Below are 11,131 nucleotides of genomic sequence, written 5' to 3'. Positions count from 1 at the left end.
GGGCGGCCGGGGAGGAGGAGCCGTCGGTGGAGGCCGGGCCGAGGGGCTCGGGCCAGGCCGGGGCGGTCCGCCGCGCCTGGTCGCCGCGCACCCCGTCCGACGGTCCGCCGCCGAACAGGCCGCCCGCCCAGCCCGCCGCCCCGGCGGCGGCGACCACCGCGCAGACCGCGCCGGCCACCGCGTACCGACGCCGGGCGGCCCGGGACGCGGTCCGCCTCCGGCGCCGAGGGCCCGGCGCCCCGTCGGCATCCCGCAGCGGCACCAGCTCCGGGTCCAGCCTGACGTACAACGGCATCGTCGTCCCCGGGCGGACGCCGCCGCCCTCGTCCCCGCAACGGCAATCGGACACGCCGCACTCAGGACACACTCGTCCCGTCATCGGACCCCTCCCTCGGACTGCGAGCGATTATGCAGCGCCGGTCCGGCCCGGCGGCCGGGGGCCGGTACCCCTCCGCGGCCCACCGCGCCGAAGGCCCGGGACAGACGGGATGGAAAGGGCGGAAAGGGGTACGCGTCGCACTCGCGACAGACGGACGACGATCGACGGCATGCGGCGACGGCATGCGGCAGTACGGCGACACGGCAGTACGGCCACAGAGCGGTACAGCGGTACGGCCGTACGGCAGCACAGCGGTACGGCAGCACGGCAGCACAGCGGTACAGCGGTACGGCCGCACGGCAGTACGGCGGTACAGCGGTACGGCCGCACGGCAGTACGGCGAGACAGCGGTACGGCCGCACGGCAGTACGGCGGAACAGGCAAGACGGCCACAGGCAGTACAGCGAGACAGCGGTACGGCCACATGACGAGACAGCAGTACGGCGATACGGCGGCGGAGGAGCCCATGGCGCAGCAGACGACCACCCCCGCGACCGGCGGCGGCCCGGCGCCCGGTGCGGGGCGCAGCCGGCGGACCGTCCTGGTCGCCATCGGCGCGCTGCTGCTCGGCATGCTGCTGGCGGCGCTCGACCAGACCATCGTCTCCACCGCGCTGCCGACCATCGTCAGCGAGCTGGGCGGCATGGACCACCTCTCCTGGGTGGTCACCGCCTACATGCTGGCCTCCACCGCCGCCACCCCCCTGTGGGGGAAGCTCGGTGACCAGTACGGCCGCAAACGCCTGTTCCAGACCGCGATCGTGCTGTTCCTGATCGGTTCGGCGCTGTGCGGGCTCGCGCAGAACATGCCGCAGCTCATCGCGTTCCGGGCCGTCCAGGGCCTGGGCGGCGGCGGGCTGATGGTGCTGTCGATGGCGATCGTCGGCGACCTGGTCTCGCCCCGGGAGCGAGGCCGCTACCAGGGGCTGTTCGGGGCGGTGTTCGGCGCGACCAGCGTGCTCGGGCCGCTGCTCGGCGGGCTGTTCACCCAGCACCTGAGCTGGCGGTGGGTCTTCTACGTCAACCTGCCCATCGGCGTCGTCGCGCTCTTCGTGATCGCCGCCGTGCTGCACATCCCGGTGCGCTCCACCCGGCACACCATCGACTACCTCGGCACCTTCCTGATCGCCTCGGTCGCCACCTGCCTGGTGCTGGTCGCCTCGCTCGGCGGCACCACCTGGGCGTGGACGTCGCCGCAGATCATCGGCCTGGCGGTGCTCGGCGCGGTGCTGCTGCTGTTCTTCGTCCGGACCGAGCGGCGGGCGGCGGAACCGGTCCTGCCGCTGAAGCTGTTCCGTATCCGCACCTTCGCCCTGGTGTCGGTCATCAGCTTCGTCATCGGCTTCGCGATGTTCGGCGCGATGACGTATCTGCCGACCTTCCTCCAGGTCGTCCAGGGCGTCACCCCGACCATGTCCGGCGTCCACATGCTGCCGATGGTGGCGGGCCTGCTGATCACCTCCACCGCCTCCGGGCAGATCGTCAGCCGCACCGGCCGCTGGAAGGTCTTCCCGGTCGCCGGGACCGCGCTGACCGCGATCGGCCTGCTGCTGCTCCACCGGCTCACCCCGGCCAGCTCGACCGCCGAGATGAGCGCGTACTTCTTCGTCTTCGGCGCGGGCCTCGGCCTGGTCATGCAGGTCCTGGTGCTGGTGGTGCAGAACTCCGTCGGCTACGAGGACCTGGGCGTCGCCACCTCCGGCGCCACCTTCTTCCGCTCCATCGGGGCCTCCTTCGGCGTCGCCGTCTTCGGCACGATCTTCACCAACCGGCTCACCGGCAAGCTCACCGAGGCGCTGGCCGGGCAGCAGCTCCCGCCCGGCACCGGAGCCGACCGCATCGCCGCCGACCCGCGCGCCATGGCCACCCTTCCGCCGCAGCTCCGCGCCCAGGCGCTGGACGCCTACGCCACCTCCATCACCGACGTCTTCCTGTATGCCTCGCCGGTGGTGCTGGTCGCCTTCGTGATCGCCTGGTTCCTCAAGGAGGACCGGCTGCGCGCCTCGGTCACCGCGCCCGACACCAGCCAGACGCTCGCCTCCAACCCGGTGGAGCGGTCCTCCTACGAGGAGTGCGCCCGCGCGCTGTCGGTGCTCGGCTCCCGGGAGGGCCGCCGCAAGGTGTACGAGCACATCACCGAGCGGGCCGGCCTGGACCTGCTGCCCGCGTCGAGCTGGCTGCTGCTGCGGGTGCGCCGGCACGGCGCGGTGGAGCCTGCCCGGCTCGCCGACACCACCCCCGTGCCCATCCGGGCCATCAGCGCGGCCGCCAGCCAGTTGGAGGAGCGCAGGCTGGTACGCCGGGAGGGCATCCAGCTCGTGCTCACCGAGGCCGGCGTGCGCACCGCCGTCAAGCTGGCCCAGGCCCGCGAGGACAGCCTGGCCGAACTGCTCGGCGACTGGTGGGGCCCCGACCGGCCCACCGACCTGGTCCGCCTGGTCGAGCAGCTCAGCTCCGAGCTGTGCGGCTCGCGCGGCGAGCAGCCGCGCGCCGCCCACCTGGTCCGCGACCACGCCGCCCACCCCCGGGCGCGCGCCCCGCACTGACCCGCCGCGGCCGGCCGGCACCACGTCAGGCGGGGAACACGCCGGCGAGCAGCAGAGGGACACCGGCACCCGCGCGCCCGTCATGGTCCGGGCCCGCCGCGCGGCGCCGCCGTTTGCCCGACGCTTTTGCGGCAACCCGCCCGTCGAGCAGCTCACCGAACTTCCACCAAGCCCGACGAGGCTGACGTGCCGTCAGGCAGGTCGGCCATCCCATCCAGGGAAAGGCAGTCATGTCAACTGTCCTGATCGTCGTCGCTCTGGTCCTCGTCTTCGCCGCCATCGTGGCCGCGGTCCTGTACGCGGGTCCCGGCAAGTCCGGCGGTCGGCGCGGGCGAGGACTGAAGCGACGTTTCGGCCCCGAGTACGAGCGCACGGTCGCTCTGCACGACGGCGACACCAAGGCCGCCGAGCGCGAACTGAACGAGCGCGTCGAGCGCCACGGCGACCTGCGGGTGCGGCCGTTGGCCCCGGAGGCCCGTGAGCAGTACGTCGCCCTGTGGGCCGGGCTCCAGGAGCGCTTCGTCGACACTCCGCACCAGGCGGTCGCGGAGGCCGAACTGCTCATCGCCCGGCTCGCCCAGGACCGCGGCTTCCCGGAGGCCACCGCCTACGAGCAGCAGCTCGACGCACTCTCCGTGCACCACGCCCACCATGTCGAGGGCTTCCGCAACGTGCACCGCGCGGCCCGGGTGACCTCCGCCGGCGACGCCCAGGGCGCGCACACCGAGGAGCTGCGCGAGGCCATGCTGGACGCCCGCGGGCTGTTCGAGGCGCTGGTCGCGGAGGACGGCGAGCACCGCCGCCACGCGCAGCGCCGCCCGGCCCGCCAGGGCGAGACCCGGACCCGTACCCAGACCGCCTGGCCGAAGGGAAGTGGTGCGTGATGTCGTACGACTCCGCCGACCGCGACAGGGCCGCCGCGCCGCGCACCCAGCCCTCGCCCCGCCACCTCGGCGCGCGCCCCGGCGACGAGCAGCAGCCCGCCCCGCCGGCCGCCATGGCCAAGGGTCCCGCCGCGCCCGGGGTGACCCCCGAGGCGGCCCCGTTCGGCGCGCCCCGCCCACCGGCCCGGCCGGGCGCTCCCGCCGCCGGGCAGGGCCCCACGGCGCCGCCGGCGGCGCCCGGCGCCGGCCCGTCCGCCGGGCACACCCCGCCGGCGGGCGCGGCCGACCCCACCCTGACCGGCCATCTGGCCCCGACCGCACCGGAGGCCGGCCCGTCCGGGCACACCGTGCCCGGCGCGGACCACGCTGCGGGGGCCGACCCCCGGCAGCCGGGCGCCACGGCGGGTCACCCCTCGCCGGTTCCGGCCGTGACCCCGGTGACCGCCCCGGACGCCGCACCCGCCGCAGGACCGTCCCACCACAGCGGACACAGTGGACACAGCGGGCACGGTGAGCACGGCGGGTATGGCGAGCACGGCGGGCGTGGCGGGCACGGCGGCGGCGCGGAACTGCTGCCCCGCCAGGAACGCGACGAGCTGACCCGGCGCATGCAGCACGCGCTCTCCGAGTTCGTCGACAGCCCCCAGCGCGCGGTCCAGGAGGCCGCCGGGGTGCTGGAGTCGGCCACCGAGCACCTGACCGCCGCACTGGACGAGCGCCGCCGCTCGCTGCGCACCAACTGGGACGGCGACGGCGACGGCCGCACCGGCAAGGAGCGGGCGGCCGAACGGGCGCAGGACACCGAGAAGCTGCGGGTCACCCTCCGGGAGTACCGGGAGATGACCGAGCGGCTGCTCAAGCTCTGACCCCACCTCGCGACGGCGGGGGGGCGGGGCGGGGCCGCCGAGGAGCGGTCGGGCCCCCCCGCGGGGGGGCGGGGGGAGGCCGGGGGGCTCGCCCCCGCCCCCCCCCCCCCGCGGGCGGGGGGGCGGGCGGGGGTGTGGGGCCCCCCCCCCCGGCCGCCCGCCGTCGTACCCGCACGCGGGCCCGCGCAGGGGTCAGCCGGTCACGCGGGCGATCAGCATCCCGTCCCAGCCCTTGCCGCCGACCGTCTGGATCGCCGTGGCGTCCAGCCGGGGGTGCTCCGCCACCAGGTCGTACGTCTCCCGGGTGCCGCGCACCGAGGCGTCCGCGCCCGACCCGTCGGTCACCGCGCCGCCGCGCACCACGTTGTCGACCACGATCAGGCTGCCCGGGCGGGTCAGCTTCAGCGCCCACTCCACATAGCGCGGGCTGTTGACCTTGTCGGCGTCCACGAAGACCAGGTCGAACGGGCCCGCGCCCTCCTCCACCAGCTTCGGCAGCGAGTCCAGCGCCGCGCCCACCCGCACCTGCGCCACCTTGTCCAGGCCGGCCCGCGCGAGATTGCCCCGGGCCACCTCGGCGTGCGCCTCGGCGTACTCCAGGGTCACCAGCCTGCCGTCCTCGGGCAGCGCCCGGGCCAGCCAGATCGTGCTGTACCCGCCGAGCGTGCCGATCTCCAGGATGGCGCGCGCCCCCACCGAGCGGGCCAGCAGGTGCAGCAGCTTGGCGTGCGGCGGGGAGACCTCGATCCGCGGCAACCCGGCCGCGTCGCTGTCCGCGCGGGCGGCGTCCAGCACCGCGTCGGAGGGAAGCAGGCGGTCGACGACGTACGCCTCCACCTCGGCCCACTGTTCCTTGCTCGTCTGTTCTCGGCTCATGGGCCGAACGTACGCCACCCGCTCAGGCGTCGAAGCGCGGGAGCGCGTCGAAGGCGGCCCGGCGGGTCGCCCGGCGCAGCGCCCGCAGCACGGCCGGGCCGGCCGTGGCCACCAGCACCACGGTGAGCACCGCCCGCCCCAGGTCCCAGCCGAGCGAGGTCGCCGCGCAGTAGGCGAGGAAGCGCACCAGGTTCTCCGCCGGCGGGTCGCCGGGCCGGAAGGAGATCCCGGAGCCGACGCCCTGGAGCAGCACCCAGCCCTGGAGGTTCATGATCGTGCCGTAGGCGAACGCCGCCAGCGCCCCGTACGCCGCGAGCAGCGCCAGCTCGGCGCGTCCCCGCAGCCCCCGGGCGCCCGGCAGCAGTCCCGCGCCCATGGTGAACCAGCCCATCGACAGCATCTGGAACGGCATCCACGGCCCGACGCCGCCGGTCAGCAGCGCGGACGCGAACATGGTGACCGAGCCCAGCACGAAGCCGAACCCGGGGCCCAGCACCCGGCCGCTCAGCACCATCAGGAAGAACATCGGCTCCAGCCCGGCGGTGCCCGCGCCCAGCGGCCGCAGCGCCGCGCCCACCGCCGCCAGCACGCCGAGCATCGCGACCGCCTTGGCGTCCAGGCCGCTGTCGGCGATCGTCGCCAGCACCACCGCGACCAGCAGCGGCAGCAGCACCGCCAGCAGCCAGGGGGCGTCCAGCGACCGGCTGACCAGCGGCGAGGCGGGGTCGGCCAGCAGCGGCCAGCCGAACGCGGCCACCCCGACCAGGCTCACCAGCCCCAACGCGGCCACACTGCGCGGCCCGAGCCGCACCGGACTCCCGCCGCCGCTCACAGCGCCGCCTCCACCTGGGCGACCGTCAGCCACGGCTGCGGCGCCAGCACCTTCGCCACCTGCGGGGCGAAGGACGGCGAGGAGACCACCACCTCGGCGGTCGGCCCGTCGGCGACGACCTCCCCGTCCGCCAGGATCACCACCCGGTGCGCCAGCTCGGCGGCCAGCTCCACGTCATGGGTGGCCAGCACGATGCCGTGCCCCTCGGCGGCCAGTCGGCGCAGCACGTCCACCAGCCGGGCCTTGGCCGCGTAGTCCAGCCCCCGGGTCGGCTCGTCGAGCAGCAGCAGCGGGGGCCGGGCGGTCAGCACCAGCGCCAGCGCCAGCGCCAGCCGCTGCCCCTCGGACAGGTCGCGCGGATGGGTCGCGTCGGCCACGTCCGGCAGCAGCGCGGAGACCAGCTCCCGGCAGGAGCCCGGGGCCGCGCCGGCGTCGGCGTCGGCCGCCCGGCACTCGGCCCCGACCGTGTCCGCGTACAGCAGGTCGCGCGGTTCCTGCGGGACGAGGCCGGCGTGCCGGACCATCTCCTTCGGCGCGGTCCGGTGCGGGGCGAGGCCGTGCACCCGGACCGCGCCGGCGGCCGGCTCCACCATCCCGACCAGCGCGCCGAGCAGGGTGGACTTGCCGGCCCCGTTGCGGCCCATCAGCGCCACCGTCTCGCCGGGCCCGACCGCGAGGTCCACCCCGCGCAGCGCCTCCACCCGGCCGCGCCGCACCGCCAGCCGCTCCACGGCGAGCAGCGGACGGTCAGCGGCCGCCGGCGACGGCGGTACGGCCCCGGGCCGCCGCCGCAGCCTCGCCAGCAGCCCGCCGCCCGGCCCGGCCGCCGCCACCGCCGTACGCGGAACGGGAACCGGAACCGGAACCGGAGCTGGAATCGGAAGGGGACGGGGAGGGACCACGGGGGCGGGGGCGCCGGCCAGTCGGGCCCGCAGCGGGCCGGCCTGGCGGCGGGCGTCGCGCACGGTCAGCGGCGGCAGCCGGCGCGCCCGCCCGGCGGCCGCGGCCGTGTCCCCCGGCGCCGTCCGCGGGTCCCAGCCGGGCAGCCGGGACAGTCCCACCACCGGCGGGAACACCGGGGACACGGCCATCACCTCGGCCGGCGGCCCGAGGAGCACGGGCGCGCCGGGGGCGGGCAGCAGGGCCACCTGGTCCGCGTACTGCACCACCCGCTCCAACCGGTGCTCGGCCATCAGCACGGTGGTGCCCAGGTCGTGCACCAGCCGCTGGAGCACCGCGAGCACCTCCTCGGCGGCGGCCGGGTCCAGCGCGGAGGTCGGCTCGTCCAGCACCAGCGCGCGGGGGTGCGGGGTGAGCACCGAGCCGATCGCCACCCGCTGCCGCTGCCCGCCGGACAGGGTGGCGAGCGGCCGGTCGCGCAGCTCGGCCAGGCCCAGCAGATCCAGGGTCTCCTCCACCCGGCGGCGCATCACCGCCGGGGCCAGGCCCAGCGACTCCATGCCGTAGGCGAGTTCGTCCTCCACCGTGTCGGTGACGAAGTGGGCCGACGGGTCCTGGCCCACGGTGCCGACCACGTCGGCCAGTTCGCGCGGCTTGTGGCTGCGGGTGTCCCGGCCGGCCACGGTGACCCGGCCCGCCAGCGTCCCGCCGGTGAAGTGCGGCACCAGGCCGCAGACCGCGTTCAGCAGGGTGGACTTGCCGACCCCCGACGGGCCCGCCAGCAGCACCAGTTCGCCCTCCGGCACGGTGAGGTCCACCCCGCGCAGGGCGGGGGCGTCCGCGCCGTCGTACACCACCGACACGTCCTCGAAGCGGATCACGGCCTGGCCTCCTTGGGCACGGGGGCGACGAACGCGGGCAGCAGACCCGGCAGTACGGCCAGCGCCGGCCACAGCGGCAGCTCGGGCGCGGCGAGCGGGACGACCCCCGGGTGCAGCGCCGGGCCGTCCAGGGCGATCACCAGGGCGGCGACCAGCACGCCCGACCCGGCGACCAGCCAGGCCCGCGCCCCCCACCGGTCCGGCCGGTAGCGGGTGCGCACCGAGCGGCGGCCGCCCAGCCGCAGCCCGGCCAGCGCCGCCGCCGTGCCGGCCGCCGCGCACGGCACGCCGTACCCGGCGCCGTCCCCGGCGAGCAGCCCGTACGCCCCGACGCAGACGCCGAACAGCCCGCCCAGCGTCAGCACCGCGGTCGCCCGGCGCAGGGCGGCGGCGACGGGGGCGGTGCGGCCGAAGCCGCGCGCGTCCATCGAGGCGGCGACCGCCACCGACCGCTCCAGCGCGCCCTCCAGCACCGGCAGACCGACCTGGAGCACCGAGGCCACCCCGCCGGCGGCCCTGCCGCGCAGCCGCCGCGCGGTGCGCAGCCGGGCCACGTCGGCGACCAGGGTCGGCGCGAAGGTCATCGCGACCACGACCGCGACGCCGGCCTCGTACAGCGCGCCGGGCAGCGACTTCAGCAGCCGTGCCGGGTTGGCCAGCGCGTTCGCCGCGCCGACGCAGATCAGCAGCGCCGCCAGCCTGGCCCCGTCGTACAGCGCGAACACCACCTGCTCGGCGGTGACCCGGCCGCCGATCCGGATGCCCCGCACCCAGTCCGGCAGCGGCGCCTCCGGCAGGGTGAGCAGCAGATGGTCGCCGGGGATCGGCGAGCCGAGCAGGACGGAGAAGACCAGCCGCAGCAGCAGCACCGCCAGGCCCAGCTTGAGGAACGCCCCGTAGGCGCGGGCCCAGGGGGCGTCGGTGCGCCGGGCGGCCACCACGTAGGCCGAGACGGCGACCAGCAGCGCCAGCAGCAGCGGGTTGGTGGTCCGGGACGCGGCGACCGCCAGGCCCAGCGCCCACAGCCACCAGGCGCCGGCGTGCAGGGCGTTGGACCGCCGGGCCTCCGGGGCGCGCAGACTCATCGGCGCCGGCGCCGGGCCTGCCACACGGCGGCGGCCGCCAGGACGGCGACGGCGGCCGCCCCGGCCGCCACCCCCACCGACGGCCCGCCGGAGTCCTCGTCCGAGGCCGGAGCTGCGGACGCGTCGGGACCGGTCGGGCGGGTGGAGGGGGCGGCCGCCACCTGCTCGCCGCAGCCGGTCCGCGGGTAGCCGGATATGGCGCAGAGCAGCGCGGCGCTGTCGTACCGCAGCGGCTTGGCCACCGCCGCCAGGGCCTCGGCGCTGGTGGCGTCCGCGGGGACGCGGGCGCAGCCCTGCCGCCGCTCCGGGGGCCGCTCGCCCTGCGGGGCGTCGGCGGCGGTGCCGAAGTCCAGCACCACGGCGATCCGCTTGGCGCCCTCGGGCGCCTGCCCGGAGCCGCAGATCGCGGCGAAGTCAGGGGTACGGCGGGGGGTGGCCGCGTCGGCGGAGTCGGCGCTGACCGCGAACCGGTAACCGTTGACGTCGCCGTCGGCGGGCCGGGCGGTGGCCGGGCCCTGGGTGGCGTAGGTCCACGTGCCGCCGGCGCTCTCCCAGAACGACCAGTAGCGGTAGCCGGCCGCCTGCGCGGGGGCGGCGCCCAGCACGGTCAGCGCCGTCAGCGTGAGCACGGCCGCCAGCAGGGCCGGCGGGCGGCGGCGGGCGGTCACGGGGTGCGGTTGCGGCCGCGGCCGCTGATCAGGAAGCCGATGCCGATGCCGGCGACCAGGAAGCTGCCGATGACCACGCCGGTGTTGATGCCGTCGCCCTCCTCGTCGCCGTCGCCCTCCTCGCGGGTGGAGGACTGGTCGGTGGCGGCGGCCTGCGGGGTGGGGGCGGTGGCGGGCTCGGGCCCGGTGGCGTCGAGGCGGGCGACCAGGTCGTCGCCGCCGAACGCGCGGGCGTCCGCGCCGGCGGCGTGCGCGGCCAGGATGAGCTGCGCGTACCCGGCCGGTCCTGCCTGGTCGGCCCAGCTCGCCGCGTTCTTCTCCAGCCAGGTCAGCGCGGGCTTGGCCTGCTCGGTGTGACCGGCGGCGGCGAGGGCGATCACCGCGTCGGCGGTGTTGCCGAAGTCGGGCGCGGGCGCGGTGTCCTCGGCGCCGGGCAGCGGCGGCTGGTCCAGGTGGCCGCTCCTGGCCACCGCGCCGGCCAGGTAGGCGGCCCCGTTGCGGGCGGCCCGTTCGATCGCGGGCTTGGCCGGGGTGACACAGCCGGGCTTCTGCTGGGGCTCGGCGGCCCGGGTCTGGAGGTCCTTGCCGAGTCCGGCGAGCACGGCGGCGGCGGTGGCGTCGGCGTTGGCGGTCAGCTTGCCCGCCTTGTCAGGCTGGTAGGCGAAGGCCCCGCCGCCGGGCTTGGCGTCGCACGGCAGCGCGAGTCCGAGCAGCGCGTCGTACGGGGTCCTGCCGTCCTCGGAGACCACGTCGCCGGGGCGCTCGCCGGCGGCGGCGAGCGCGTTGACGACCACGGCGGTGGAGTTGGCGTCGCTGGGGGAGCCGGGGTTGTAGCCCCAGCCGCCGTCCTTGTTCTGCACGCTCTCCAGCCAGGCGGCGCCCGCCTCGACGGCCTGCCGGGGCTCGCCCTCGGCCGCCTTCGCACCCTCGGGGTCCTCGACGCCGGTCAGCGCCTGCACGGCCGCCGCGGTGGCGTTGGTGTCCAGCGTGGTGGCGTCGTCGCAGGGCTTGCCGGGGGCGGCCCGGTAGGAGGCGAAGCCGCCGCCGGCGCACTGCTGGTCCAGCAGCCACCGCACCGAGGCGCGGGCCGGCTCGACGCCGGACACCTGCTGGGCCATGAAGGCCAGCGACTGCCGCCAGACACCGTCGTAGGTCGGGTCGGCCTTGCCGTACAGCCCCTCGGGCAGCGCGGCGGGGCTGGGGGAGGGCGAGGGG

General features: G+C 76.8%; 9 protein-coding genes and 1 pseudogene. 3 read left to right on the top strand and 7 right to left on the bottom strand.

All coding sequences use genetic code 11. From position 1 onward, the window contains the following. Positions 1-349 (bottom strand): annotated as a pseudogene (locus C6N75_RS24765) (hypothetical protein); the annotation flags it as partial. Between the two features lie 496 nt (positions 350-845). On the opposite strand from C6N75_RS24765, the gene C6N75_RS24755 reads away from it, so the two are divergent. From C6N75_RS24755 to C6N75_RS24745, 3 genes are all read left to right on the top strand, one after another. After that, positions 846-2,924 (top strand): MFS transporter, encoded by a 2,079-nt coding sequence (locus C6N75_RS24755; RefSeq protein WP_105871111.1) that lies wholly within the window; start codon positions 846-848, stop codon positions 2,922-2,924. A gap of 230 nt (positions 2,925-3,154) precedes the next feature. Then, positions 3,155-3,808, top strand: coding sequence for a hypothetical protein (locus C6N75_RS24750; RefSeq protein WP_105871110.1), 654 nt, complete (start codon positions 3,155-3,157; stop codon positions 3,806-3,808). Then, positions 3,808-4,674 carry a hypothetical protein gene (locus C6N75_RS24745; RefSeq protein ID WP_105871109.1) on the top strand — a complete coding sequence of 289 codons (867 nt, stop codon included), beginning with the start codon at positions 3,808-3,810 and terminating at the stop codon, positions 4,672-4,674. The genes C6N75_RS24750 and C6N75_RS24745 overlap by 1 nt, the downstream gene beginning before the upstream one ends. Before the next feature lie 192 nt (positions 4,675-4,866). Here C6N75_RS24745 and C6N75_RS24740 read toward each other — a convergent pair whose 3' ends face one another. The 6 genes from C6N75_RS24740 to C6N75_RS24715 form a co-directional block, all read right to left on the bottom strand. Next, positions 4,867-5,550, bottom strand: a complete 684-nt coding sequence (locus tag C6N75_RS24740; RefSeq protein ID WP_105871108.1) for an O-methyltransferase — start codon at positions 5,548-5,550, stop codon at positions 4,867-4,869. Positions 5,551-5,572: 22 nt separating this feature from the next. After that, a complete protein-coding gene (locus tag C6N75_RS24735; RefSeq protein WP_105871107.1) occupies positions 5,573-6,415 on the bottom strand; it encodes an ECF transporter S component in 843 nt (280 codons plus the stop codon). Continuing rightward, on the bottom strand, positions 6,379-8,163 hold the full coding sequence (locus C6N75_RS24730; protein ID WP_105871106.1) for an ABC transporter ATP-binding protein: 1,785 nt from the start codon (positions 8,161-8,163) through the stop codon (positions 6,379-6,381). The genes C6N75_RS24735 and C6N75_RS24730 overlap by 37 nt, the downstream gene beginning before the upstream one ends. Then, positions 8,160-9,248, bottom strand: a complete 1,089-nt coding sequence (locus C6N75_RS24725) for a CbiQ family ECF transporter T component (RefSeq protein WP_105871112.1) — start codon at positions 9,246-9,248, stop codon at positions 8,160-8,162. Before C6N75_RS24725 ends, C6N75_RS24730 begins: the two co-directional genes overlap by 4 nt. After that, positions 9,245-9,916 (bottom strand): SCO2322 family protein, encoded by a 672-nt coding sequence (locus tag C6N75_RS24720; RefSeq protein WP_258177594.1) that lies wholly within the window; start codon positions 9,914-9,916, stop codon positions 9,245-9,247. The genes C6N75_RS24725 and C6N75_RS24720 overlap by 4 nt, the downstream gene beginning before the upstream one ends. Then, positions 9,913-11,131 (bottom strand): prenyltransferase/squalene oxidase repeat-containing protein (locus C6N75_RS24715; protein ID WP_105871105.1); only part of this gene is annotated, 1,219 nt, incomplete at its 5' end. The genes C6N75_RS24720 and C6N75_RS24715, both read right to left, overlap by 4 nt.

Source organism: Streptomyces solincola (genome assembly GCF_002982015.1).
GTDB classification, from domain to species: Bacteria; Actinomycetota; Actinomycetes; order Streptomycetales; family Streptomycetaceae; genus Streptomyces; species Streptomyces solincola.
This window is presented reverse-complemented; position numbering and strand designations above follow the sequence as displayed.

What these genes read in the sequence shown, in the direction of transcription:
- C6N75_RS24740 (WP_105871108.1), bottom strand. Translation starts at nt 5,550, where the DNA reads ATGAGCCGAGAACAGACGAGCAAGGAACAGTGGGCCGAGGTGGAGGCG.
- C6N75_RS24745 (WP_105871109.1), top strand. Translation starts at nt 3,808, where the DNA reads ATGTCGTACGACTCCGCCGACCGCGACAGGGCCGCCGCGCCGCGCACC.
- C6N75_RS24725 (WP_105871112.1), bottom strand. Translation starts at nt 9,248, where the DNA reads ATGAGTCTGCGCGCCCCGGAGGCCCGGCGGTCCAACGCCCTGCACGCC.
- C6N75_RS24750 (WP_105871110.1), top strand. Translation starts at nt 3,155, where the DNA reads ATGTCAACTGTCCTGATCGTCGTCGCTCTGGTCCTCGTCTTCGCCGCC.
- C6N75_RS24755 (WP_105871111.1), top strand. Translation starts at nt 846, where the DNA reads ATGGCGCAGCAGACGACCACCCCCGCGACCGGCGGCGGCCCGGCGCCC.